Source organism: Solibacillus faecavium (assembly GCF_014836905.1).
GTDB classification, from domain to species: Bacteria; Bacillota; Bacilli; order Bacillales_A; family Planococcaceae; genus Solibacillus; species Solibacillus faecavium.
Genome location: NZ_JACSPZ010000007.1, coordinates 34,407 through 60,898 on the forward strand (window position 1 = coordinate 34,407; position 26,492 = coordinate 60,898).

General features: G+C 38.2%; 24 protein-coding genes. 15 read left to right on the forward strand and 9 right to left on the reverse strand.

What is annotated here, in order from left to right; translation table 11 throughout:
• Window positions 1-204: 204 nt before the first annotated feature.
• Both H9635_RS13795 and H9635_RS13800 read right to left on the reverse strand, forming a co-directional pair.
• Window positions 205-1,128, reverse strand: coding sequence for an alpha/beta hydrolase (locus H9635_RS13795; protein ID WP_191700895.1), 924 nt, complete (start codon window positions 1,126-1,128; stop codon window positions 205-207).
• Window positions 1,125-1,745 carry a YesL family protein gene (locus H9635_RS13800; RefSeq protein ID WP_191700896.1) on the reverse strand — a complete coding sequence of 207 codons (621 nt, stop codon included), beginning with the start codon at window positions 1,743-1,745 and terminating at the stop codon, window positions 1,125-1,127. The genes H9635_RS13795 and H9635_RS13800 overlap by 4 nt, the downstream gene beginning before the upstream one ends.
• Before the next feature lie 165 nt (window positions 1,746-1,910).
• On the opposite strand from H9635_RS13800, the gene H9635_RS13805 reads away from it, so the two are divergent.
• The 4 genes from H9635_RS13805 (at window position 1,911) to H9635_RS13820 (ending at window position 5,881) form a co-directional block, all read left to right on the forward strand.
• Window positions 1,911-3,218 (forward strand): sugar ABC transporter substrate-binding protein, encoded by a 1,308-nt coding sequence (locus H9635_RS13805; RefSeq protein ID WP_191700897.1) that lies wholly within the window; start codon window positions 1,911-1,913, stop codon window positions 3,216-3,218.
• A 68-nt stretch (window positions 3,219-3,286) separates the two neighbouring features.
• On the forward strand, window positions 3,287-4,204 hold the full coding sequence (locus H9635_RS13810) for a carbohydrate ABC transporter permease (protein WP_191700898.1): 918 nt from the start codon (window positions 3,287-3,289) through the stop codon (window positions 4,202-4,204).
• 24 nt (window positions 4,205-4,228) lie between these two features.
• Complete coding sequence (locus H9635_RS13815) at window positions 4,229-5,032, forward strand: carbohydrate ABC transporter permease (protein ID WP_191700899.1); 804 nt, start codon at window positions 4,229-4,231, stop codon at window positions 5,030-5,032.
• A gap of 21 nt (window positions 5,033-5,053) precedes the next feature.
• A complete protein-coding gene (locus tag H9635_RS13820; RefSeq protein WP_225231320.1) occupies window positions 5,054-5,881 on the forward strand; it encodes a Gfo/Idh/MocA family protein in 828 nt (275 codons plus the stop codon).
• On the opposite strand, the gene H9635_RS13825 is transcribed toward H9635_RS13820, so the two are convergent.
• Window positions 5,875-7,167, reverse strand: a complete 1,293-nt coding sequence (locus H9635_RS13825) for a helix-turn-helix domain-containing protein (RefSeq protein WP_191700901.1) — start codon at window positions 7,165-7,167, stop codon at window positions 5,875-5,877. The genes H9635_RS13820 and H9635_RS13825 overlap by 7 nt on opposite strands.
• An 83-nt stretch (window positions 7,168-7,250) precedes the next feature.
• Here H9635_RS13825 and H9635_RS13830 point away from each other — a divergent pair, with 83 nt between their 5' ends.
• The 10 genes from H9635_RS13830 to H9635_RS13875 all read left to right on the forward strand — a co-directional run bounded on the left by H9635_RS13830 (window position 7,251) and on the right by H9635_RS13875 (window position 17,969).
• Entirely contained in the window at window positions 7,251-8,267 is a 1,017-nt protein-coding gene (locus H9635_RS13830; RefSeq protein WP_191700902.1) for an NAD-dependent epimerase/dehydratase family protein, read from the forward strand.
• The gene (locus H9635_RS13835; RefSeq protein ID WP_191700903.1) at window positions 8,268-9,347 is read left to right on the forward strand and encodes a dihydrodipicolinate synthase family protein; all 1,080 of its coding nucleotides are present in this window, start codon (window positions 8,268-8,270) and stop codon (window positions 9,345-9,347) included.
• Window positions 9,325-10,329 (forward strand): zinc-dependent alcohol dehydrogenase, encoded by a 1,005-nt coding sequence (locus H9635_RS13840; RefSeq protein ID WP_191700904.1) that lies wholly within the window; start codon window positions 9,325-9,327, stop codon window positions 10,327-10,329. Before H9635_RS13835 ends, H9635_RS13840 begins: the two co-directional genes overlap by 23 nt.
• 1 nt (window position 10,330) lies before the next feature.
• Window positions 10,331-11,383: a Gfo/Idh/MocA family protein gene (locus H9635_RS13845; RefSeq protein ID WP_191700905.1), complete on the forward strand. Its 1,053-nt coding sequence runs from the start codon at window positions 10,331-10,333 to the stop codon at window positions 11,381-11,383.
• Between the two features lie 9 nt (window positions 11,384-11,392).
• The gene (locus H9635_RS13850) at window positions 11,393-12,022 is read left to right on the forward strand and encodes a peptide ABC transporter substrate-binding protein (protein ID WP_191700906.1); all 630 of its coding nucleotides are present in this window, start codon (window positions 11,393-11,395) and stop codon (window positions 12,020-12,022) included.
• On the forward strand, window positions 12,022-12,996 hold the full coding sequence (locus H9635_RS13855; protein ID WP_191700907.1) for a Gfo/Idh/MocA family protein: 975 nt from the start codon (window positions 12,022-12,024) through the stop codon (window positions 12,994-12,996). Before H9635_RS13850 ends, H9635_RS13855 begins: the two co-directional genes overlap by 1 nt.
• A gap of 73 nt (window positions 12,997-13,069) precedes the next feature.
• A complete protein-coding gene (locus H9635_RS13860) occupies window positions 13,070-14,593 on the forward strand; it encodes a hypothetical protein (RefSeq protein WP_191700908.1) in 1,524 nt (507 codons plus the stop codon).
• Window positions 14,594-16,168: an FAD-dependent oxidoreductase gene (locus H9635_RS13865; RefSeq protein ID WP_191700909.1), complete on the forward strand. Its 1,575-nt coding sequence runs from the start codon at window positions 14,594-14,596 to the stop codon at window positions 16,166-16,168.
• Window position 16,169: 1 nt separating this feature from the next.
• The gene (locus H9635_RS13870; protein ID WP_191700910.1) at window positions 16,170-17,108 is read left to right on the forward strand and encodes a GNAT family N-acetyltransferase; all 939 of its coding nucleotides are present in this window, start codon (window positions 16,170-16,172) and stop codon (window positions 17,106-17,108) included.
• Window positions 17,109-17,969, forward strand: a complete 861-nt coding sequence (locus tag H9635_RS13875; RefSeq protein WP_191700911.1) for an ROK family protein — start codon at window positions 17,109-17,111, stop codon at window positions 17,967-17,969.
• A gap of 55 nt (window positions 17,970-18,024) precedes the next feature.
• On the opposite strand, the gene H9635_RS13880 is transcribed toward H9635_RS13875, so the two are convergent.
• The 6 genes from H9635_RS13880 to H9635_RS13905 form a co-directional block, all read right to left on the reverse strand.
• A complete protein-coding gene (locus H9635_RS13880) occupies window positions 18,025-19,107 on the reverse strand; it encodes an ABC transporter ATP-binding protein (protein ID WP_191700912.1) in 1,083 nt (360 codons plus the stop codon).
• Window positions 19,108-19,182: 75 nt separating this feature from the next.
• The gene (locus tag H9635_RS13885; protein ID WP_191700913.1) at window positions 19,183-20,034 is read right to left on the reverse strand and encodes a PucR family transcriptional regulator; all 852 of its coding nucleotides are present in this window, start codon (window positions 20,032-20,034) and stop codon (window positions 19,183-19,185) included.
• A 96-nt stretch (window positions 20,035-20,130) separates the two neighbouring features.
• Complete coding sequence (locus tag H9635_RS13890) at window positions 20,131-20,445, reverse strand: YbjQ family protein (RefSeq protein WP_191700914.1); 315 nt, start codon at window positions 20,443-20,445, stop codon at window positions 20,131-20,133.
• 114 nt (window positions 20,446-20,559) lie between these two features.
• Entirely contained in the window at window positions 20,560-22,047 is a 1,488-nt protein-coding gene (gene putP, locus H9635_RS13895; protein WP_191700915.1) for a sodium/proline symporter PutP, read from the reverse strand.
• 95 nt (window positions 22,048-22,142) lie between these two features.
• Entirely contained in the window at window positions 22,143-23,117 is a 975-nt protein-coding gene (locus tag H9635_RS13900) for a proline dehydrogenase family protein (RefSeq protein ID WP_191700916.1), read from the reverse strand.
• A 306-nt stretch (window positions 23,118-23,423) separates the two neighbouring features.
• Complete coding sequence (locus tag H9635_RS13905) at window positions 23,424-24,719, reverse strand: sigma 54-interacting transcriptional regulator (RefSeq protein ID WP_191700917.1); 1,296 nt, start codon at window positions 24,717-24,719, stop codon at window positions 23,424-23,426.
• A 164-nt stretch (window positions 24,720-24,883) separates the two neighbouring features.
• Between H9635_RS13905 and pruA the strand changes: the two genes are divergently transcribed.
• Entirely contained in the window at window positions 24,884-26,428 is a 1,545-nt protein-coding gene (gene pruA, locus H9635_RS13910; RefSeq protein WP_191700918.1) for an L-glutamate gamma-semialdehyde dehydrogenase, read from the forward strand.
• Window positions 26,429-26,492: the final 64 nt, after the last annotated feature.

The following is a 26,492-nucleotide window of genomic DNA, read 5'->3' on the forward strand; positions in this document are numbered from 1 at the left end:
TTATTTGATGTTTTTTACTTCACTATAACGAAGGCAAAATTTTGGGATTGGGGGGCCTCGCAAACGGCAATAAAGGCAGTGTTAAAGACACGTATCACGTGGCTTTAGCGCTGTCTTGCCGCAGCCCACCAATCAAGTGGGGTTTTATTGGAAAAGCAACCCCATGTTATGGTGATGAGCCGTTTTACGGTCTATTTAAGAAGTTTAGTCGGGCAAATCGCCAAAACTAGTATGTCCGTCTAATAAATTTGCGGTGACGTGTAGAAGACGCTTTTTTGCTTCATAGGCAATTGGTACATCCTCTAAATCAAATCCATGAATGCAGCCTTTATAAATATCCAGTTGAACTTCTATATGCGCTTCGCGTAATTTATCAACAAACTCACAAACTTCCTCATAAAAAAGATCATGGGTGCCTATGAAAGTATAGGTTGGCGGAAGTTTTTCCAAGTTGGCATATAAAGGCGATGCGTACTGCGGAATGGTTTTCATATTGCCTAAATAGGCCTTCCAACTGTATCTGTTTTTATCATCATTCCAAATAGCAGGTGAAGTAAACTGTTTATGAAACGATCGTTCTTTCGCATCAAGCATCGGATATAATGGCAAAATCGCTGCTATTTGCGGTCCTTTTTCATCTCGTGCCTTTAATGCTACAGCCAATGCCAAGTTCCCCCCTGCACTGCCTCCGCTGACTATTATTTTGCCCGGATCTATATTTAGAGCGTTCGCATGTTTACTAATCCATGTTAAAGTTTCATAACCATCCTCTAGAGCTGCAGGATAAGGGTATTCTGGGGCAAGGCGATATTGTGGGAGGAATACCACTGCTTGGAAACTATGGACAAAGTCAATGACATAAGGAATACTATCATCTGGATTGCCAAATACCATTCCACCACCATGAAACCAAACGAAACAGGGCATATTTTGTAACGCCTGCTTCGGTTTTATACAAATAACACGTACATTATTAATCATCATTTCTTCCACTATGCAATTTTCTTTGCGGAAATTTTGCTTGGAAAAATGGGTGAATGCTCGATTTGTTATGAGTTGATGGAATGTGCGTGCATTTTTTAGTTTACTGTTAAATACTTCAACTAACTCAGGGTGCAGCCCACTCATACTGATACAGCCTCCGATAACTTTCTTTGTTCGATTTTTTTAAAGGAACGAAGCGAAAACTTCATGATTAATAGACTAAGAACACTTCCGATAAATAAAGGTATCGCACCAGGCATAATATTAAACACAAAATATATAAAAATAATACTTAAAACATTCAATACAACGGTAAAAGGTGAAGTAATGGTGAATAAAAACGCCTGTTTAATCATTGCAAAAAATGCTAAATCAAAATGTACATACACTGGAAAAAAGAAAAACAAAGTGCCGAAAATAATGAAAGTAATAATTAAAGTTGGTATAAGAAGAATGGATAAAGACTCAAAAGTATATATTGCATAAAAATCGATAGCTAAAATAAATAGAACGATATAACTAATGACTGCATAGCCATTTCCTTTTAACCACTCATTTTTATAGACTTCCCAAAAAGTCTGCGTAATCGGCTTCTCAATATCCAACAGCAGTTGACGTGTAATTGTAAATAAAGCAATCGTTGCTGGAAACAGCCCGAAAACAAAAAGTCCAATCGCAGAGAAAAATATCCATAAAAAATTCAAGTATATTATTTTTAATAGTTTTACACCAAAACTATAAAAGCCGTCCCAAAATGACATTAAAATACCCCCTTACCCTTATTATAAGATAAAAATTCAGAAAAATCGTTTAATTTAAATTTAGGACTTTTAATGGACTTGAGTTAATTCGATTTTTTTTGTAGTCTGAAAAAAATAGCGAATTTGCTATTTTATACAAATGAGAAAGAAAAAGGGGGATGGGGTATGAGTATTTCAATTTTTAAAAAGTTTGGACTATTATTTCTAGTATTGGTTCTTTCTGCTGTAATGGTTGCTTGTAGTGAGGATGAAACTAATTCAACTGATACTAACACAACTACCGATAATGGAAGCGCTAACAGTGAGACAGAGGAATCTACAGGATTATCTGGAGAAATCACAGTGTGGGCACATCCATATACAGATGGTACGACAGGTGAAGGTGATATGTGGAAGACTTTCGCAGCTGACTTTGAGAGTGAAACAGGGGTAAAAGTAAACTTCGAACAAATTCCATGGGCAAACCGTGACCAAAAGATTCTGACGGCTTTAGCAGCAGGTCAAGGTCCGGATGTATTCTATGTAATCCCTGACCAAATGCCTCAATATGCAGAGCAACAATTAATTTTAGATATTTCACAATATGTGACAGATGAAGAATTAAGCGGATTTGTACCAACAGCGATCGAAGCAACTAGCTGGAAGGGCAAACAGTATGGTATGCCAATTCTTCAAACGGCTGAGTCTTTAGTTTATAATAAAGAAATTTTAGCTGAGTTGGGCGTTGATGAAAACAGCCTTCCAACAACTTGGGATGAATTTAAAGCTTTAGCAGAAAAAGCAAAAGCAGCGGGCTACTATGCATTCTCATATGCAGGTGGCGGTTCGTTAAATAACACACTTTATCCATTCTTATGGCAAGCTGGCGGTAACGTAATTGATGAGAGTAATAATATTTTAATTAACAAGCCGGAAGCAGTTAAGTCATTTGAATTAATTAATGAAATGTATTCAAAAGGTTGGATCCCTCAAGATTCAATTACAGCACTTGATCATGACTCATTATACTTTGGTGGTAAGTTACTTGCAGTAAACGGTTCAGGTATTTCTGTTAACCGTCTATTAGCTGAGAAACCATTTGAATTTGTTATTGCACCGCCATTAAAAGATGCTGAGCAGTTAACTTACGGTACTGTTGGAATGTTCGTAGGCTCTGCAATTTCCAAAAATCCAGAAGCGGCAGCAGAGTTCATGAAATATGTAACAAACACTGAAAATCAACGTACGTTTAACAATATTACACAATATATCCCTACACGCGACGATGCAAAGGATATTTTTGATTCACAACCATACATGGCTCAATTAGCAGGCTACACTCAATATGCTAAGCCGGGTATTATCCATCCTGAAGGCCGTAACATTATGCCTTTAGTTCAAGCTGAAATTCAAGCAATGCTAGAAGGAAAACAATCTCCTCAAGAAGCTGCGGATAAGTCAGCTGAAGCGATTGATAAATTGATTAACAAATAGTTTAAAGGAGAGTTTGGTCTTAATGATCAAACTCTCTCATTACTTCAAGTACAGAAAGGGTGAGGCATGTGACCTCTACAACTTCTAAACAATCACTTAGTGCACGAATAAAGAGAGAATTAAATAAAAATTTATTAGTCTATATCGTGCTCATTCCAGTTATCATTCACTTCATCATATTTCAAGTTTATCCATTTGCTCTTAGCTTCTATTTAACTTTTCATGATTGGAAAATAATTGGCGACCCTGAGTTTGTTGGATTAAAGCATTGGAAAAATTTATTTGATGATGAAATCGCATGGAAAGCAATATGGAATACTGTTAAGTTTTCCGTCTACTATATACTGCCGACAATGGCACTTGGCCTAGTTTTGGCACTGATTATTAATTCGGGCATTAAGTTTTCAGGCTTCTTTAAAGGGCTATTTTTCTTGCCGGTTGTTACATCATTCGTAATTATTGCAGGGATTTGGGGATGGTTATTCCGTGGGACAGAAGATGGCTTTATTAACTATTTAATCGGTTTTGTCGGTATTGACCCGCAGCTGTTTTTATCTAGTTCATCACAGGCACTTCTTGTTTTGGCAGGATTAAGTATTTTTAAAGTAGCTGGTACAACGATGATTTATTACTATGCGGGCTTACAATCCATCGACCGCCAATTATATGAAGCAGCACGAATTGATGGTGCAAATTCATGGAAAATGTTCTGGAAAGTAACCTTCCCGATGTTAAAGCCGATACACTTTTACGTTGCAATTACAACAACGATTGGTTCGTTTCAAATTTTTGATTCTGCCTTCCTATTAACAAATGGTGGACCAAACTATTCAACGACTACAATTGTGTATTATCTATATCATCAAGGATTTACAAGCCTGAATTTAAGCTATGCTGCTGTTTTATCGTATGTGTTATTCTTTATCATTTTAATTATCTCGTTAATTCAACGTAAATACATTGGGAAAGACCCAAATTATTATTAAGCTGGTGCGGGGAGGAGCAAATAAATGAAAAAAGTAATCTCTTATACAGCATTGGCAATATTAGCAATCGTTTTTATTATGCCATTTATTATCATGGTGTTCGGATCGTTAAAAGAAGTAAAGCAAGCACAAATTGATCCGCTGTTTTGGCTACCGACCAATCCATCGATTCAAAACTATATTACGATTTTTTCAAACGGCATTTTTTTACGATGGATTTGGAACTCTATCGTTATTACCGTAATTCCGGTTATGACTCAAATGCTTTTTGCAGCACTACTAGGTTATATATTTGCCAAAAAGCAATTTTGGGGAAAAGAAGCGATTTTTTGGATTTTTATGGCGGTTATCATGATTCCTCAACAGCTATTTATAATTCCCAAATATATTATGTTCGCTGATTTCGGTTGGATAAATACATATTGGGCATTAATTGTACCTGAATTATGGGCAATCATGGGAGTATTTTTAGTACGGCAATTTCTACAAGGTATACCGAAGGATTTGGAGGAGGCAGCCTATATTGATGGGGCAAATGACTGGCAGATTTTCTTCAAAATTATTTTACCACTCTCATTTCCGGTTGTTGCGACAGTCGGTACCTTTGCCTTTATTTCAAACTGGAATGACTTATTCCAGCCATTGATTTATTTGACTAATGAGAAGATGTTCCCTGTTACTGTTGGTCTTGCCTCAATGCTCGGAAAAGAAGGCAACTTCGGTGTCGAAATGGCAGGGGCAACAATTTCATTTATACCGACGTTTTTAATATTTATCTTTTTCCAGCGTTATTTTACGGAAGGAATTACGATGTCAGGTATTAAGTAGGGGGCTGTCATGAAGATAGGAATGATTGGAACAGACTCATCTCATGCTATTGCCTTTAGTGAACGATTAATAAATAAAGGTCATGAAATAGTTGCTTATCGAGGTGGATCTTCAATTGAACTAAGCAGTAAAAGGATTGAAAGAATCTCGGAACAATTATGTGAAAACGGTATTCCATTTATCAATTCTTTACAAGAACTGGTGCAGATTTGTGATGCGTTTATCATTACATCAGTTGATGCATCACAGCACTTTGAACAATTTGAAGAGTTGTCAGCTGCAAAAAAGCCTGTTTTCATAGATAAACCATTGGCACAAAATTATGAGCAGGCTTTGGCTATTATAGAGCTTGCCAACAAAAACGGGATTCCTATAATGAGTTGTTCAGCTTTACGGTTTGCAGAAGAAATCCAACTAGCCAAATCCAAAAGGAACATTAAGGCAGTGGATATAATAACCCCACTGCCGATGTTAGGTGATGTAGATTATTTCTACTATGGTATACATGCAGTCGAAATGATTAGTGCATTAAAGGGAATGGGAATCGAAGACATAGCTGTAAGGTCGAATGAACAGCAGCACTTTATCACACTTACATTTATGGATGGTACAGTGTCTACAATTCGTGGTTACTTACAAGGTCGTCAAACTTTTCAATTTGTGACACACACGCATCAACAGAGTGAATGGTTTGAAATTGGTGAAGGTAATTTTCAGTTTTACGATTACTTGATTGAAGCAATTGAACAGTTTTTTAAATTACGGGAAAGTCCAATAAATCAGGCAGAAACTTTAGAGATTATTAGAATATTGGAGTTGATGACTAAGACGGCGGTCAAAAATTATTGATTTTTTATATCCTCCAAAAACTGAATATAATAGATGCGCCTAGGACGACCGCGATGGGCTACCTTTTCCTCGCCGATAATATCAACTAGTCCAGCATCCAACCATTTAAGTAAAATCCGGTTGGCGCTGCGCAGAGTAATATTCAGTGTTTGCGCAAGCTCATCTGCCGTATAAACAAGTTTCTGATGCTTCATTATACGACCCATTAATTTGGAAATATAAGAAGCAGACATTCCAGCTTTTTCAGCCCGTTCCAGTAATTTTAAGTCTGTAATTACTAGAGGGTATTGTTCGTAGTTGATGAAAACGGTCGTGTCTATTGGCCCAATTACACTATTATCTTCGCGCACAATATAGCAGAGATTTGGTCCATTTTCATTTGCCTGGTATAGTGCCTGTTTTGCATGACGACCGGAGTCATAAGCATTAATACCAAATCCAATTCCGATGGTGCAATTGATTTGCAGCTCTTCTTTAAATCGAGAAAGTAATGGTAGATGCTTGTAGCCGAGTGTTTCACGCTCAAGCTGTCCCCTAGTTGTAATAAAACTATATTGCAGTGGATTCAGCATTATTAAATGGCCATCCAACTGCTGTGTAAAATAGTGCAATATTTGTTCTACTTTGGATTGCACTTGATTAGTGATTGATTCAAATTGAATAATACCATATACAATCTGGCTTTCTTTATTTTGTCGTCCTTTGGAGGCTAAAAGCACACGTTCAAAAGAAACGATCATCTCTTGCTTTGTCGGGATTAAATAGCGGCACTCTATATTGCGTTCACATAAGGATATATAGACGGAGGCAATGGTAGTAATAGGGAAGGCACCTTGCTCAGCGTGTTTTGTATGTGCATCCACTATTTCATCAATCGTTTCGCCTATTGAGTAAACAAAATCAATTTCTTGCTGTAATTGATGTGTAATCGATAATATGTCACTTTTCTGCATTAAGTCGAAACAATATTGCTTTTGTACATTTTGTAATTGATGGGTTAATAGTAATTCGTATAGACGAAGTGCTCTACTATTAATTTGATAAAGAGGTAGTGTTGAGTCATAAAGTTTTAGCTGCTGAAAAATATAAGGGTCGGCGACGACCAACATTTCATATTCATATATAAATCGCTGTAATTCGTCCGTCATAGAAAAATCATGAATTATAAAATAATGTGGTTGGATATTTGGGAATCCACGTAATGTTTCTTTTATAGTATCCAACAAAATTTCGGGAACGATAATGCCTATTAAACTTTGTGAGGTATACGCTGTGTGATTATTCATTATGTCTAGGCCTCCAAAAATCCATAGTATAATAATTTTACAGAAATTTGTTAGAATATTCAAATTAAAAAGAGGTGATCATTATGCAAACGGTTCAACAATTGGAAGAATTTATGACAAAACCATCTGCAGCATTGGTAGAGGATATTAAAAAAATTGATGGGGATATACTGATTTTAGGAATAGCAGGAAAGATGGGTCCAACCTTGGCTAAAATGGCTAAGCGCGCGGCACAAGAGGCCGGTATTGAGAAGCGAATTATCGGCGTAGCTAGATTCTCAAATAAAGAGATGAAGGAGGAACTGGAAGCGGCAGGAATTGAAACGATTACTTGCGACTTATTAGATGAAGAGCAACTGGATCAGCTACCGGAAATTCCTAATGTTATTTTCATGGCAGGCAATAAGTTTGGAACAGTAAATAATGAACACTTCACATGGGCAATGAATACATACGTACCAGGTCGTGTTGCAGATAAATATAAGGATTCTAATATTGTTGTATTTTCTTCCGGGAACATCTATCCATTTACTCCTGTTGCAGCAGGCAACTGTGGAGAGGATGTGACACCAGTGCCGGTTGGGGAATATGCAATGTCCACTTTGGGAAGAGAGCGTATTTTCACAAACTTTTCCAATCGCTTCGAAACGAAAATGTTAATGTTCCGTCTAAATTATGCCATTGATTTAAGATACGGTGTTCTATTGGAAATTGCAAAATCAGTTTACAATAACGAGCCAGTCGATGTCACGATGGGTAGTGTCAATGTAATTTGGCAAGGAGACGCGAACGAATATGCCATCCGTTCACTACTGCATTGTGAATCTCCTGTGAAAATACTGAATGTTACAGGGCCGGAAACATTATCTGTACGTTGGTTAGCAAAAGAATTTGCAGCACGTTTTAATAAGGAAGCTTTAATAATCGGTGTTGAGCAGGAGACAGCACTATTAAACACAGCGGCCCATGCCCATAAATTATTCGGCTATCCAAAAGTATCTATAGAGCAAATGCTGGACCTAGTTGCGAATTGGGTAAAATTAGATGGAACAACATTAAATAAACCAACGCATTTCCAAGAGAGAAAAGGGGCGTTTTAAATGAATGAGGCAGCAAGAAAAGCATTGTTAGATGGTGCCTTTATTCCAGCGCACCCATTAGCATTGAACGATGACAAATCATTGGATGAAGTAAGTCAGCGTGCTTTGACGAAATATTATATTGCAGCAGGTGTTGGCGGCTTGGCTGTAGGAGTGCATACAACACAGTTTGAGATTCGCGATCCACAATTCAACTTATATGAGCGCGTACTTTCCTTAGCGATAGACGAGATGAGTAAAGCAAATGTACCTGAATCTTTCATTAAAATAGGCGGTGTTTGTGGTCCTGTAGAACAGGCTTTGAATGAAGCAGCTATATTAAAAAAACTTGGCTATGACTTAGCATTGTTAAGTATGGGAGGATTGCAGGATCAGTCGGAAGAGCAACTATTGGAGCGAACGAGAGAAGTAGCCAAAATTATACCTGTAGTGGGCTTCTATTTACAACCTTCAGTTGGTGGACGTGTATTAACGTATGATTTTTGGCGGGAACTAGCAAATATTGAAAATGTCTTTGCAATTAAGATGGCCCCTTTTAATCGTTATCAAACACTCGATGTTGTTCGTGCAGTATGCAATAGTAGTCGTCGAAATGAAATCGCGCTCTATACAGGTAATGATGATAATATCATCGTCGATTTGTTAACAGAATACGAATTTAATATAAATGGAGAAAGCGTTAAAAAACAAATTGTTGGTGGTCTATTAGGGCATTGGTCGGTATGGACAAAAACAGCTGTCCAATATTTTGAAGATATAAAAGCAATTAGGGACAACGCACAAATAGATGCAAGCTGGTTATCTAAGGCGATTGAGGTAACGGATGCAAATGCCGCATTCTTTGACCCGGCACATGCATTTAAAGGGAGTATTGCAGGGATAAATGAAGTATTAACTAGACAAGGTTTGCTAAAAGGTAATTGGTGTTTGGCAGAACATGAAGTGCTAAGTGAAGGGCAGGCTGAAGAAATTACGCGTGTTTATGAAATGTACCCGCATTTACACGACGACTCATTTGTTAAACAAAATTTAGCAGAGTGGAAATCAGGTGAGCAATGTGAAAGCTTTACAAGCACATAATGGAGTTGCAAAGTTGGTGGAAATACAATCACCCGAGCTTTTTGCAACAGGAGTATTAGTTGAAACCATCTATACCGCTGTTTCTCCAGGAACGGAGCGACTATTAATAGAAGGAAGCAAGGATGGAGTACGTCAACTCGGCTATAGCGCGGTTGGTAAGGTAAAGCAAATTGGCCAAAGTGTCAAAGGTATTCAAGTAGGGGATGTTGTTGCTTGCTACGGTGCACCTTATGTTGGGCATATGGAGCAGCTTGTAGTTCCGGAAACATTGGTTGCTAAGTGTTCTGCAGATGTAATACCGCAACATGCAGCGTTTGCGGCACACGGTACAATTGCTATACACGCAATACGGCAAGGGCAACTGCAGTTTGGTGAATCGGTTGTAGTTATTGGATTAGGTGTACTTGGGCAAATGATTGCAAAAATTTGTGCAGCAGCAAGTTATGACGTGATTTGCTATGAGCCAAATGAAAAACGAGCAGAAATGTTAAAGCATACACCAGGTATCGAAGTTTTTTCAGATTTAATGAAGATGGAGCAACATATTACAACCTTTACAAACGGGCATGGGGTTGATGCTGTACTCTTATGCGCGGGTGGTAAGCATTCCGAAACAACTCCACGTAGTCTGGAGTGGGTTCGAAAGCAGGGGAGGATTGTAATTGTTGGGGATGTCGAACCGCAATTCAACCGAGAACAATTGTTTATAAAAGAAGCAATAGTAACGATTTCAAGAGCTGGCGGACCAGGTCGTTATGATGCTCGCTATGAAAAAGAAGCAATGGACTACCCATATCATTATGTTCGTTGGACAGAAGGACGTAATTTAGCAGCATATATTCGTTTACTGGAACGAAAGGCGATAGATGTTTCTGACTTTGTACAAATGCAAATCCCTTTTAAAAATTCAGCGGATGTATATAACATGTTGGAAAATAGTGAGGCATTAACAGCCATTATTGAATATTTAGGAGGGAATTAAAATGTTAAAGGTTGGTGTAATTGGCGGGGGCTCGATTTCGGAGTTTCATTTAAGACCTTACTTTGAGAATCCCAATGTAGAGATTGTTGCAATCTGTGATACGAATGAAGTAAGACTGCATAGCTTAGGGAAAAAATATTTAGTAGAAAATTTATATACAGAAGTAGGCGAATTTCTAGCGAATGAGCAAATTGATGCAGTGAGTATTTGTACATGGAATAATTCACATGCAGATATTGCCATACAGGCGCTTCAAAAAAACAAGCATGTACTGCTTGAAAAACCATTGAGTCTGAACCTGGAAGAGGCTTATGCAGTGGAAGCTGCAGTAAAAGAATCGAAAAAAATTCTACAAGTCGGCAATGTACGCCGCTTTGCAACAAATGTAGGAGTCCTAAAAAAATTTATTGATGCAGGCGAACTCGGAGAAATATATTATGCAAAAGCTTCATGCCTACGTCGTTTAGGCAATCCGGGCGGCTGGTTCAGTGATATATCAAAATCAGGTGGCGGACCATTAATCGATTTAGGGACGCATATGATTGATTTATGCTGGTATTTAATGGGTAAACCGAAGCCGGTGTCCGTATCAGGAAATACGTATAAGAAACTGGGGAATCGCTCCCATATCGAAAATTTATCCTTTTATAAGGCGGCTGACTATAATGCGGAGCACAATGACGTTGAAGATTTAGCTAATGGACTCATTCGCTTTGAAAATGGTGCCTCTCTATTTGTTGATGTTAGTTTTACATTGCATGCCAAACAGGATGAAATATCAGTAAAGCTGTACGGTGAGAATGGCGGTGCAGAAGTAGAGCCGGAGTTGGCAATTATAAAGGAGCAACATGAAACGATTTTAAATATTACTCCCCAAATTGATTTGTTAAGTTTTGATTTTGCCGGATCTTTTGTAAATGAAATTAATCACTTTGTTGATTGCTGTATTAATAACGTGCAGCCAATTTCACCGGTTAGTGATGGTGTTGAAGTAACGAAAATGTTGTTGGCAATTTATGAATCAGCAGCAACAAACCAAGAAATCAAATTGTAGGTGATAATAATGGTCAAGATAGTATTGGAGAAAGATCAGCAGCTACTAACACATTCTCCGCTGTATCGCTTTACAACCGAGAATAGTGAAGAACCAAATGTCGTAACAATTTTGCAGCAGCCTTCAGCAGAAGCATATCAACCATTCTCAATATCAGAAAAACAAGGTAACATCTATTTTGATTTATGGTCCTATTCATTTGCCATTCAACTAAAGCAAGTATTGCAAGCGCACGATACTGTAAAAGGTGTACTTCGATTGCGGAGAACAACTAATAATTTTTCATATATAAAGGAAGATATCCTTGCCTTGTCAGAATGGTTTGGGGATGTTCGAAATGTGACAGTTCGTTCGAATAAAGGCGGCGAAATGCATTATACAATCGTTCTGTGCGAATTTGGGGATTCTATTATGGCTCATTTGGAATATCAATCAGGTAATGACCGTATTGAATTTGAGTGGAGTAGTCATCTGCATATTGTAGAGTTTGATAGTTTGCAAATGAGCAGTGACAAGGATAATAATCGAAACCTCTTTAAAAATATTGATGCAGTTGTTCAGTTTGCTATTCATTGGAATGAATCGTACGAAAAAAAGCTTAGTACTATACAGCAGTTCCTACAAAGAGGTGAACAATAATGAACATTGGCATTATGAGTTTTGCGCACATCCATGCAACGAGCTATGCGACGGCAATTCAACGTATTCCAGATACGAAGTTAACCGCTATTTTTGATACAGATACAAAAAGAGGCGAAGAAGCAAGTAAGCAATATGAGGTTCCGTTTTTTGACGATATGGAATTATTTTTGGCAGAAAATATTGATGTAGTTCTTATTTGCAGTGAAAATGTCCTTCATAAAGAGATGGTGATTGCTGCTGCAAAGGCAAAAAAGCATATTTTATGTGAGAAACCAATTGCTACGAATGTTGAAGATGCAAAAGAGATGATCAAGGCTTGCGAGGAAAACGGTGTGCATCTTTCAATAGCCTATCCAGTTCGTTACAGTGCACCGATCCGTGATTTAAAAGCTGCTATTGAAGCTGGTGAGCTTGGCGAAATTATAGCAATAAGGTCTACTAACAGGGGGCAAAATCCTGGTGGCTGGTTTGTAGATGAGCAGTTGGCAGGTGGGGGTGCAGTATTGGATCATACTGTGCATATGGTTGATATTATGCGCTGGTATATGAATTGTGAAGCAAAAGAAATAACGGCATTTGCGAACAATTATTTTACCGAGCTTAAAACAGATGATGCAGGAATTATGACGATCGTATTCGATAATGGTGTAATCGCTTCACATGATGCTAGCTGGTCAAGGTTCCCGCAATTTCCGACGTGGGGTGACGTGATGATTGAAATCATCGGTACGAAAGCAACACGTAAAGTGGATGTGTTTAATGAGAAGCTCCAACTTTACGGAAAGGGCAATAAGTCGCTTACACATTTGTATAGCGGAAATGATACTGATTTTGATTTGATAGTAGATTTTCTAAAAGCAATTAGGCATGGAGAAAAGCCACTTATCTCCGGTTATGATGGCTTGAAATCTCTAGAAATCGCATTAGTTGCATATGAATCCAATAGTAGAAAGCAAGCTGTAATACTATAAAAACCTCAAAGGATACTCGCACTGGGTATCCTTTTGTTCAACTAATAAGTAATTGATGAAGGGATCGATGCAAATGAATCAGCAACTGACGTATAAAAATGAAATTGAACAATTTGCATTTGAGGAACTAAAGCGCTTTTATACAGGTAAAACTCCGGTTATTTTTGAATACTTTGATATACCGAAAAATGGGATTGAATTTGAAATTACTCAGACTAAAGAAAGTTATGTACTTCGTGGGAATACTCCCCGCTCCTTATTATACGGAGTGTATAAATTTATCGAAAAAGTAGAAGGCATTGTATTTTTTGATTTACATCAACCAAAAAAAATAGTTGCCGAAGGGTTTTCAAGTACTTATGAAGGGACGCCGAAGTTTGCTCGCCGAGGAAATGTATTCGAAACAATTGATGATATCCCGTTTTTAAAAAATATGCTGGATGTGGGGACTAAAAATGGTTTAAATGAAGCCTTCTTTACATTTTTTCTATGGGATGAGGTTAAGGAAGCGTTATTGCCTGAAATAAAAAAGCGCGGTATTGATGTCACGTTGGGCGGGCACAGTTTACGCTATTTAGTAGCAAAGGCTAATGGTGTTACTGTATCAGGTAAGTCAGCGACAGATGGAGCGGTAAATGATTTAATTGGTGAGGAAACGGAATTTACAGCAGCCAATGCGCTTAAAAACCATGACTTTCTTCAAGATGAAAAAGCACAGCAGGCTGTTATTCAAGTTATTGTGTCTTATTGCAAGACTGAACCTGTTATACGAAGGATTTCGTTATGGCCGGAAGATGTAGGGGCAAAAGGTGAAGAGGCAAAACTATTTTTAACACAATATATTGCATTTACTGAAAAACTTCAGCAAGCTTTAGTAACAGCAAATCTACAAGTAGAAGTAGAGCATATTGTTTATAATGCCGGTCTAAGCTGGGAAATGCTTGAGCGCAAAGAGCATCAAGTAAGTTCTGCAAATGTTCTATATGCGTATTGGGGACGTAATTATGCACAAAGTTTTAAGTCACAGCGAGATCAGCGTGCATGGGATAGCCTACTGGACTGGCGGAAGGCAACAGACAAACAAGTTACCATTTTTGAATATTACAGTGATCATTTTATGTTAAGTGAGCTCTTCCCATTATTATTTAATCGAATAAAAATGGATACAGAGCGTTATAAGGAAATTGGCTGTGAAGGGATGGTCAATTTAGTTGTCCCACTGCATAAAGTAGCAAAGGCGCAACCACATATGGAGCAGTATGATTACCAACAGTATCAGCAATTGAATAATATCGTATTTGCACGTTCTCTATGGGAAGGGGTAGAAACAGTTCCTCATTTGCTGTCGTCATCCATGCAGGAGCTTGCCGCGAAAATCGAAGCGCTTTTTGCCCAAAATAGTCAGTATAATGCTAGTTTCTTTCCTAATCGAGTCGTTGAGGCAAAAAATCCAAACTCGAAAAGTGAAGTATTGGATTTACTGAACGCAATGGAACAATTGCTGCAACAGGAGCAAATTGAAGAACCGCTTCAAAAATATGTTGATGCATTACAGCAAGTGGTAAATGCTACAAAGTTACGTTGGGAGGCTTTATAAATGTGGGAATCGGTTTACTATTACCGCAAAAAAGAAAAGAGAGAACAACACTTTAATCAGGATGTGCTAATATACGGTGCTACACCAGCCGGGATAACAGCAGCAATCACATTAAGAAAGAACGGGTATAGTGTGCGTATTGCCGAATGCAGCCGCTTTATTGGGGGGATGACGACAAGCGGCTTGGGGGCAACTGATTTAGGAGCGGAACAGGCAATTGGTGGTTTAGCAAGGCAATTTTATAATGAGATAGCCAACTATTATGGGATGGATAAATGTGTACGTTTTGAACCGCATGTAGCAGAGCGTATTTTTAGAACATGGCTACAAGAGCAGGAGATTGATGTTCAAACAGAACAATTTATTGAGTCGGCTGTATTGGAAAATCAAAGTATTCAGCAAGTCCGAATGACAGATGGAACTACCTATGAAGCAAAGCAGTTTATTGATGCAAGCTATGAAGGGGATTTGTTAGCACATGCAGGTGTTGAATACATTGTCGGAAGAGAAGCAGGCACAGTGTATAAGGAAATTTACAATGGTGTTCAATTTGGGACACAACACCATAAGTTTGAAAGCTTTATTGATCCATACAAAGAAGAGGGGAATCCATCAAGCGGACTACTCTACGGGATTTCAGAAGATAATGTGACAGAGCATAATGGGTCAGGCGATCATCGCATTCAAGCTTATAATTTCAGGATTTGTTTAACGAAGGATCAAAAAGTAGCTTTCCCAAAACCTAATGGATATGAGCGAAACCATTATGCACTACTGTTACGCTATATAAAGGCAGGACATTGGGATGCAATGAAGTTACATACACCTTTGATGAATGGAAAGACGGATTTAAATAACCACGGGGCATTTTCAACGGATTTTATCGGGATGAATTATGCATTCCCCGATGCGAATTATGAAACAAGGGAAGAACTGTATCAGAAACATGTCACATATGTAGCGGGGTTACTGTACTTCCTGGCGAATGATGAAGAGGTGCCGTCTGTTATTCAAGAAGAAGTAAGGCAGTGGGGATTGGCGTCAGATGAATTCATCGATACGGACAACTGGCCACGGCAACTTTATATTCGCGAAGCACGGCGAATGATAGGCGAATATGTGATGACCGAACACCATGCGCTACAGCGTATATTTTGCGAAAAACCAATTGCTGTCGCATCATTTCATATGGATTCTCACCATTGTCGACGAGTTGTTGTAAATGGTCGTGTAATGAATGAAGGGGACATACAAATACCGGTAAAGCCGTTTATGATAGATTTACGAGCACTTTTACCGAAAAAAGAACACTGTGTGAATTTAGTTGTTCCTGTATGCCTGAGTGCTTCTCATATTGCGTATGGTTCAATTCGTATGGAGCCAATATTTATGATGCTCGGGCAAGTGGCAGGTACTGCAGTTGCTACTGCAATACGGGAAAGTAAGCCAGTACAGGACATTTCGTATGAACAATTAAAACAACAGCTAATAGAGCAAGGCCACATTGTGGAATGGGACGAAAGCTTTGTGGATGACCCACTACGTCGAATGGAAGAAACATTTGGGGGGAAGTAAAATGTTAAAGCCAGTAACACAGGAATTTCACGAGGATATTATAAATTTATGGAATATGTGCTTACCTGATTTTAAGCTGACAGATCGCTTGCTTGAACAAAATACATGGCAATCTCCGTATGTTTTACACGAAGGAAGCGCAATAAAGGAACAGGATGGGAAAATTGTTGGGGTAGTCATTGCAAAAATGTGGCATGAAACACATGAAATTGCTTTAAATAAGGAACATGGTTGGATTCAAATGTTGCTCGTGCACCCAGACTACCGTCAGCAGAAAATTGGCACGGAGCTTTACAAATTTGCAGAACAGGCACTTTTGAAAAACGGTGTGAAAAAAATACAAATCGGTGGGGATTTAGGACATCTATTATGCGGCGTCCCGCTTGCACAGCAGGCAGGTGTGGCGTTTGCAGAGATGTTTGGTTTTAAACAAGTTGTTGAAAGTGTAGACTTCACAAAATCGATTACTGAACCACTATCCCTTCCGGAAAAAGATAATGTCGAATTTGTATTATTAGAAAAGGATGAGCAACAGCAGTTATTAGAATTTATGGCACAATCGTTTCCGGGACGATGGACATTTGAAGCGCATGATTATTTTGCCCAGGGAGGTACGGGGAGAGATTATGTCGTTGTGAAATGGGAAGGCAAGATTGTTGGCTTCTGTCGGATAAATGACGAATATAGTGCCTGGAAGGGGCCGAACTATAACTGGGCAGAGCAGTTTGACGAGTTAGGCGGTATTGGTCCATTAGGGGTAAATGAGGATTATAGAAAGTATGGATTAGGAAGAGCTGTAATCGAAGCAGCAGAATTTTATTTACAACAGCGCGGTAAAAAGACATTTTTTATTGATTGGACAGATTTAATCGCCTTTTATGAAAAACTAGGTTATACGGTTTGGAAAAATTACGGGATTTTTGTAAAGAAGGTGGACTGAATGTGGATTTTAAGTGTTGATATCGGTGGAACAAAATTAGCACTTGCTTTATCAAGGCAAGAACAGCCGGAGTACTTAATAAAGCAAATGGAAGTGAAAAGTCCTCAGCAATCCGATACTTTATTTGAAGCTATGATTTCAGGTTTTAATAAGCTATTGGAAGGGGAAGAGGGCGACGTTGTCAAAGTTGCGGTTGGATTACCAGGAATATTAGATTTAAAGCAGGGACTTGTAGTACATCAGCAAAATTTGCCTTGGCGTAATTTTCCGCTCGTTCAGAAACTTCAAAAGGTGTATCCACACGCGCAAGTTTTTATGGAAACAGACATGATGACTGCAGCTAACGGTGAATATAAAATCCGCCGTTTTGAAAAGGAAACATTTATTTACTTAACCGTGAGTACAGGAATTGCCTGCTGTATGATACATGATGGACATTTTATGAGAGGTGCCGGAGTTCCAGGCGAAATCGGCTTTTCGCTATCAAGCACGGGGGACTTTTTTGAAGATGTATGTGCTGGACCAGGATTATTGAAGATTTTACAGCATCATACTAAAGAAGAGAAAACATTGCCAGAATTTTTTGCCCGTTATTACAAGCAGGATGAACTTATTGTGCCACTAATTCATAAATGGCAGCGGGAAATTGCCCAAAAGATTCATAGTTTTATCCTTTTAGTAGATCCCCATGTCATTGTACTTGGCGGCGGTATTATGAATCATCATCCGCAAATTGTGGAGGAAATTTCTCATTTAGTCGATCAGTACTTTAGTTTGCCGTTTTTTGAACATAAAAAGGGTCGAGTACAAGCCAGTTTAAATAAAGGCAATGCGGGATTAATTGGTGCAGCATTGCTATAAAATATAGAAGAAGCATTCAGAAAATCCGAATGCTTCTTTTTGGTGATTCTGTTATTTAACGAATACGCATTTCTGTTGCTGGATCGAAGAAATGGGCTTTTGCCAAGTTGAAGTTAAGTGGAAGCTCCTGTCCCATAGCAACATTCGCATCTGCATGAATTTTACCGACAAATTGCTGATCGGCAATTGTTGCATAAACAATCATTTCTGCACCGGTTAATTCACTAACTTGTACTTTCGTTGTTACAAGGGTACTTGAATCCTGTTTATTGCCATCGTTAATATCCTCTGGGCGAATACCGAGTATAATTTCGTGATTTACATAGTTTTGCTCTTTCAATATTTTCAGCTTTTCGTCCGGAATTCGGACTTTCTCATTAGCGATTTCGAAGTAGTCACCTACTACATTACCACGGAGGAAGTTCATTGCTGGAGAACCAATAAATCCGCCGACAAATACGTTTTCAGGTGTATCATATACTTCACGCGGTGTACCGATTTGCTGAATGACACCATCCTTCATGACAACAATACGTGAGGCCATCGTCATCGCTTCTGTCTGATCATGGGTTACATATATTGTTGTTGTATTTAAACGGTAATGGAGCTTCGTAATTTCAGAACGCATTTGGACACGTAGTTTTGCATCGAGATTCGACAATGGCTCATCCATTAAAAATAGCTTCGCATCACGAACAATGGCACGTCCTAATGCAACACGCTGCCGTTGACCACCCGAAAGAGATTTTGGCTTTTTATCCAATAAGTCAGATAACCCTAAAATAGCAGCAGCTTCGCGTACTTTAACATCGATTTGCTCTTTTGAAAATTTACGCAGCTTTAAGCCAAACGCCATATTGTCGTAAACATTCATATGGGGGTATAGCGCATAGTTTTGGAAAACCATCGCAATATCACGATCTTTCGGTTCTACCTCATTGACTCGTTTGCCGTCTATACGTAACTCACCATCTGATATTGTTTCAAGACCAGCAACCATACGCAATGTTGTAGATTTCCCGCATCCTGATGGGCCGACAAGAACTAGAAATTCACCCGGCTCAACTTTTAAATGAAAATTTTCAACGGCAACATAGCCATCTGGATAACGCTTTACAAGATGATCAAAATCTAACATAAAAAACCAGTCCCCCTTTTTTCATATTATAAAAGATTAAAAGGGGACTGCCTTTGTGCAATGTGCTTAATATTTTCAAGAATATTTCGTTAATTTTTGCAGTTGAGCGGCTAAATAGGCTAATAGCAAGTCTTCATTGCGCCTCAAATCCAAAGCGGTCTCCTCCGAATAACGCTGTACTCGATATAATAATGTATTGCGGTGGATATGTAATTCTTTAGCGGCCGAGGACATGTTTCCATTATGGATAAATAATGTTGTAATTGTAGTAATCATTTCTTCATGTAAATTATTGTGCAATGTATGTTTTAAATATTGCTGCATTGGCAGGTTCAGATGAATTGGCAGCAAGCTTTGGAAGCTTTCCGTAAATGTATAAATCGTTTGGTATTGCAGATTTTGAATGGATTGGAACATTGTTTGTTCCGATTTAAAGGATGAATGAAGCATTTCGGAAACCGGAAGTATTTGCCCGATAAAAAGTTGTCCATGCAAATAAAAATCATTTTCCAGTATTGCTAGAAATCCTTCTAGTTCTTCCAGAGAGTAGTCTTTAAATAAAATAATCCAAAATGTATCGGTAGAAACTTCTAGTAAGTAAGCATCGTGCATAAAGAACAGCTCAACCGCATCTTTTAATTGATGCGCATCTTTCTTTGCATGATACTGTAATATGCGAACGGAAGAATAGGGGGTCTCCTTAGGAACTATCCCTTGCGTCAATAAAAGTAGCCAAGGGTCAACTTGCTCAGTACATTCAGTGTAAAAATGTTTTAGGAATAGGGAATCCCGTACTGTTATTTCACTTTTAGCAATTTCATACCAACATGTATTAGTAGCATCATAGAAGGTAGACGTTGCAAAATTTTGGTGTGACGGATATATGTGATGTATTTTTAGGGAAGGAAATAATTGTGCAAGTTGCATAGTAAAGCCTCCTTTTATACAAAATTAAGCATAGAAAAAGCGAATTTAGTAGAGAATATAACTAAATACGCTTTTATTGTATCACTTTATCAATAATTATCGAATCGTTACCGCGGTACCTGTAGCGACACACATCATCATGCCTTCACGCAGTGTTTCAAAATCAAGGTCTACAGCTACGATAGCGTTAGCTCCCATACTACGTGCACGATCAGTCATTTCTTGAATGGCAATTTTTCGGCCTTCTGCCAATTTATCTTCGTAAGAGGCACTACGACCACCAACGATATCTGTAACAGATGCGAAAATATCCCGTACAATGTTTGCCCCCATAATTGCTTCACCTGATACAATGCCATGATAAGTTTCAATTGTTTTACCTTCGATTGTATTTGTTGTAACTACTAACATAAAAGCACTCCTTTAATTGTAATAATTACATATACGAGGAAAATCATAAAAGGTTTCGTTGATCTCAGAAAATCAAAAACGGCATGCACCTTTCAAAGTGCATACCGTTCTACATTATTTTTGTTCTTCTTTTAATATACGTTGAGTTTCATTGAATTCTTCTTCAATTTCTGAATTTGGCTTAAAAGTTAGTAGACTTACAACTACCGCTACAACAAGACACGCGAAAAATCCTGGAACGATTTCATACAGCATACTTGTTAAGCTTTCTGTACGTCCCCATACGAAAGCAACAGCAGCACCGACAATCATGCCTGAAAGTGCACCATAATTTGTCAGTTTACGCCAGAATAAAGAAAGTAAAATGATTGGACCGAATGCTGATCCAAAACCAGCCCAAGCAAATGCTACTAGACCTAGTATTGTATTTTCCGGATTCCATGCAACAATTGCAGCAAAAATTGAAATCAATAATATGGAAGCCCGACCTAAAAATACGTAATGCTTATCTGTCGCGGATTTATTAAATAATGCTTTATAAATATCTTCAATTAGTGCTGAAGAGGTAACAATCAATTGAGACGATATTGTACTCATAACTGCCGCTAAGATTGCTGCAAGCACAATCCCCGCAATGAACGGGTGGAATAAAATTTGGCCCAGAACGATAAATACTGTTTCGGCCTCCTTTAATTCCGCTGTTTGCTGCTGGAAGTAGGCAACACCAACTAATGCAGTTGCAATTCCTCCTAATAGACTTAAAATCATCCAGCCAACTCCGATTCGGCGGGCGCTTTTCGTTTCTTTTACCGATGAGATAGCCATAAAGCGAACAATTATATGTGGCTGACCGAAATAGCCAAGTCCCCATGCAAGGGATGAAATGATAGCTGCTGCTGATGCAGTAGCAGGAAGAAGGCTTAGCATTTCCGGATCTACTGCCTTAATCGAATCTATCGTTTCGCCAATGCCGCCTGTTACGAAAATCCCGATTACAGGTACAGCAATTAGTGTAACAAGCATGATTATTCCTTGAATAACATCTGTGTAACTAACAGCTAAAAAGCCACCAAATAAAGTATAGGCAACTACTACTGCCGATACAGCAATCAGTCCTGTATGATAATCCATTCCGAATGAACTTTCGAAAAATTTACCTCCAGAAACCATTCCTGAAGATACATAAAATGTAAAGAATACTAAAATAATAATACCAGAAGCAATACGTAATAATTTCGTATTATCGCGTAACCGGTTATCTAAATAACTAGGAATCGTAATCGAATCCTTTGTGACTTGAGTATAAACGCGTAAGCGGGGCGCTACGAGCAACCAGTTTAAATAAGCACCGATTGTTAAACCAATGGCAATCCAGGCTTCAACAAGTCCTGATAAATATATTGCACCAGGTAGTCCCATTAATAGCCATCCTGACATATCAGATGCACCAGCACTTAATGCCGTAACTGTCGCGCCAAGTCCGCGCCCTCCTAACATGTAATCGTTTAAGTTACTTGTTTTTCGGAATGCATACCATCCTATTCCGAGCATGGCAATCATGTAAATAATAATGGCTAATAATTGATAAGTGTAATCAGACATACAAACAGCTCCTTTTTTTAATGAATTTTAATAATTTCAGCATATATAACACTAAAATATATCGTCAACGCATTATAATTGGGCGTCACTTCTGATTATTTCTTCCTTTTTGTAAAGCGGCCAGCTATAAAAGCGCCAATAGCGACTGCTAAAATAGTATTTGTCTTTTTAGTAAATACTTGTTTTGTAACGAGCGATAGATTTTGCGGACGTTCTGCCAATCGACGCATAAAATAGCCGTACCAATCACTTCCAAATGGAACGTATGTACAGAAGTTATAGCCCTCTTTTGCAAGGGTGAATTGCATCTCTTTACGGAAACCGTATAGCATTTGGAATTCAAACTTTTCGTAAGGGATATTATGCTGAGCGACAAACTGCTTCACATGATTAATAACATTATGGTCATGAGTTGCAATAGAAGTGAACTTTCCATGAAGTAAATGATACTCAATCTGCTCGATAAATTTTCGGTCAATATCTGCTTTATTTTGATAGGCAACAGAATCATCTTCTTTGTAAGCACCTTTTACAAGGCGTAAACGGTAATCTTTATATTTTTCTACGTTTGCATCTGATTCAAAAAAGTATGCTTGAATAACCGTACCGACATTATCGTATTGAGCATGGATCTTTTTTAACAGTTCGAACGAGGGGTGTAAACGTACATAGTTTTCCATATCAAAGTTAACAAAAATACCATACTGATTTGCCAGGGATACAATCTCTATTAAGTTTTCATAGCAGAATTCGTATTCAATATCTAACCCTAACTGTGATGGCTTTAACGAAATATGTGCGTCTAGATTTTCACTGTGAATGCGTTCAATCACTGCGATGATCTGCTCTTTTGCAGCAAGGGCAGCAGATTTTTCAAACACAAATTCTCCTAGGTTATCTACCGTACACGAAATTCCTTGCGCATTCAAATATTTAATACTTGCTACTACTTCGTCAATATTTGTACCTGCAACGACATTTTGCGCCCCGAACTTTAGGCCATACTTTTGGGCAGCAGAATTTAATGTTTGATTCTCAGAAAGTGCGATAAAAAAATCCTTTAATGACATTTTGAATAAACCTCCCGGACAAAAAAAGTAATTTTATTGTTATTGAGCTGAGTATAAAACAAAATATTTAAAAATGGAAATAGATTTTAAGTATTTCAATGTGAAGGAGATGAAGAAATGAGGAATACCAATGGAATTTAGTGCGAAAAAACTTTCTTATATTATCTTTTTTTAGCTATTTTATGCTACAAAATGCACTGATTTAATTGGTGCAATGATATATTGCACTTTGAATAACAAAAAATAAAGACCTATTAATGAGGTCTTTCAAATGGTAAAAAATATAATATTTTTCCAAATCAGCCACTACTTACGCTTCAGTCGGTACTGAAGACCTTGCCGATGAATACCTAATGCTTTAGCTGTTTGGGATATGTTTCCGTTGTTCAGCTGTAGTGCATGCGCTATATAATGATCTTCAACTTTACGCATATATTCATCAAGGGGCTGTAAATTCTTTTGAGAAAAATCGAACAATGTTTGCTGTTCAGATGTAACAGGTTCTGCTTGTTTAAGTTTCCACTTGAAATAAGCCGGAATATGAGCATGCTCTACATATTCTTCTGTTGTAAGTAACGCGCTCAAATCATCAAGTAAAACTTCAAGTTCTTTTAAATTACCAGGCCAATCATAACTCATGAAAATTTCCTCGACTTCAGGAGCTAACCCCTTCACAGAGATTCCATATGCCATTCTTCGGCGGGCAAAATAATCATCAACGAATGGCTTTATATCTTCACGGCGTTCACGTAGAGCCGGCACCTGTATCGTTAAGTTTGAAAATAAATAATACAAGTTTTTAGCCAGACTTCCTTGTTGTATTAAATCAATCGGATCTTCACCAATACTTGCGATAAAAACATGATTGCGTTCACTATGTTCTTCCAATAGCTCTACAATACGGTTTTGCGCTTCATCCGATAAAAATTCAATTCTCTCAGCGAAAAAAGTGTAATTTTTTTCTTCCGCAATATACTTTTCAATTTGCGTCAACAAAGTTTTTTCATTACGACGGCAAATAAGGGTAATAAAACGTTCGTTCTTCTCCGCAAGCTCATGGTGAATCCCTTCGGCAATCATATCTTTTCCTGTTCCTGGTTCCCCAATTAGCATAACTGGGATACGCCCGAGTGCGGCAATTTTAGCCTGCTGGATAACTTGCTGCATCGATTTTGAAACTGCTGTAATAATATCGAAAGTTAACGGTGCACCGTAACGACTCAATGGACGATCCATTAAAAATTCCTGCTGTGTAATATCACGCGAAAATTGTATGGCGATTTTCGTACCGTCATCTAGAGTATAGGGATAATAGTCATTCATCATAGTGACTTCTTCTCCTACGGTATTCCAAAAGGTTTGTTTAATATGTTTATAGCTTTGTCCGGAGTCTAATACTTTTTGTAGCATATTTTGCTCCAAATTGAAGTCAAGTGATTGTGATAAAAAGCGCTGTGTAATTTGTTCTAATGTTTCTCCAGTGAGTTCACGCATTTTTTTGTTATATACAATAACACGTCCATTCTCATCGATGGCACAAAGACCGGTTTCTATCTTTTCAATCATAAATTCAAAGATACTTGTAAGGTCTAACTGGTTCATATGTAGTCACCCCTTTTTTATTTTAACATGGGTCATTGTTTTGAGATAATTTGCGTAATTGCGAAAAAATAATTGATTTAAGCATTATTATATTGCATAATTCAAAATAAGAAACATAATTTTATGCAAAAAAATAATGCACTTAATATCGGAGGTAATGATAAATGATTGAATACAAACACGAACCATTTACAGATTTCTCGGTAGAAGAAAACAAGCAAGCTTACTTAGATGCCTTAAAAAAGGTAGAGTCACAGCTTGGTGCAGACTATCCATTAATTATTGGTGGCGAACGCATTACTACAGAAGATAAAATTGTATCATATAATCCTGCGAAGAAAACGGAAGTCATTGGATCGGTATCAAAGGCATCCAAGGAATTAGCGGAAAAAGCAATGCAAGAAGCAGATCAAGCATTTAAATGTTGGAAAAAAGTAAAACCTGAAATTCGCGCAGATGTATTATTTAAAGCGGCAACTATTATCCGACGACGCAAGCATGAATTTTCTGCTTGGTTAACAAAAGAAGCAGGTAAGCCTTGGAATGAAGCGGATGCAGATACTGCAGAAGCAATCGATTTCCTAGAATACTATGGTCGCCAAATGCTAGAAATGAAAGACGGTCGCAAAGTAGAAAGCCGTCCAAATGAATACAACCGTTACGACTATATTCCACTAGGTATCGGAATTGTCATTTCACCATGGAACTTCCCGTTCGCAATTATGGCTGGTACAACGGTGGCTGCTGTTGTAACAGGAAACACAGTATTATTAAAACCAGCCTCAACTACACCGGTCGTTGCGTATAAATTTATTGAAGTGCTTGAAGAAGCAGGCTTGCCAAAAGGTGTCGTAAACTTCGTACCTGGAAGCGGTGCAGAAGTTGGCGACTATTTAGTGGACCATCCGAAAACACGTTTCATTAGTTTCACAGGTTCACGTGATGTCGGCTTACGAATTAACGAGCGCGCGTCTAAATTAAGCCCAGGTCAAATGTGGATTAAACGTGTTATCGCCGAAATGGGCGGTAAAGATACAATTGTTGTCGACAAAGATGCTGATTTAGAATTAGCGGCGCAATCAATTGTGAAATCAGCATTCGGTTTCTCAGGCCAGAAATGTTCTGCATGTTCTCGCGTTGTCATAGTAAAGGATGTATATGATCAAGTCGTAAACCGTGTAGAAGAATTAACGAATGCCTTAACAATCGGTGATCCGTCAGATAATGCAAACTTTATGGCGACAGTTATCGATTCAGCTGCATTCAAGAAAATCAGTGAATATATTGAAATCGGAAAAACAGAAGGTCGTTTAGTAGCAGGTGGTACGGCAGACGATTCAGTAGGTTATTTCGTTCACCCAACAGTATTTGCTGATGTGGATCCAGAAGCAAGAATTATGAAAGAAGAAATTTTTGGTCCGGTTGTTGCAATTACAAAAGCAGAAACATTTGAAGAAGCAATTGATATCGCAAACAATACGGAATACGGTCTAACAGGTGCTGTTATTACAAATGACCGCATGCATTTAGAATATGCCCGCGAGGAATTCCATGTTGGAAACCTTTACTTTAACCGTGGCTGTACAGGTGCAATCGTTGGGTACCAACCATTTGGCGGCTTCAACATGTCAGGTACTGACTCAAAAGCAGGCGGCCCGGATTATTTAACATTGCACATGCAAGCAAAGACAACATCAGAAGCATTCTAATTAAATTGGTTAGTTAGTGGAAATTCCCTTATAATATAGTAAGAACGCCTTCACAATTGCCTCG